Source organism: Stenotrophomonas sp. SrG, assembly GCF_050031795.1.
GTDB classification, from domain to species: Bacteria; Pseudomonadota; Gammaproteobacteria; order Xanthomonadales; family Xanthomonadaceae; genus Stenotrophomonas; species Stenotrophomonas rhizophila_A.
The window spans coordinates 1-256 of the sequence record NZ_JBNBBE010000475.1 but is presented as its reverse complement, the minus strand read 5'-3'; the positions used below and the strand labels follow the sequence as shown (position 1 = coordinate 256).

Below are 256 nucleotides of genomic sequence, written 5' to 3'. Positions count from 1 at the left end.
CAACGACGGTGGCTTCGAACGGGCCCCGCGGCGTGAAATCGCCCCGCGCGGCGTGCCGGAACCCGGCATGGAAACCTTCCGCTTCGAAGTGGGCCATGTGCACGGGGTCAAGCCGGGCAACATCGTCGGCGCGATCGCCAATTAAGCCGGGCTGGAAAGCCGCTTCATCGGCCGCATCGACATCCGTGACGACTTCTCGATCCTGGATCTTCCGGAGGAAATGCCGGCCGACCTGCTCAGCCACCTGAAGAAGGTG

1 pseudogene is annotated in these 256 nt (G+C 64.8%); it reads left to right on the top strand.

The features are described from left to right. Window positions 1-256, top strand: a pseudogene (locus ACQG3P_RS20540) (DbpA RNA binding domain-containing protein); the annotation flags it as partial.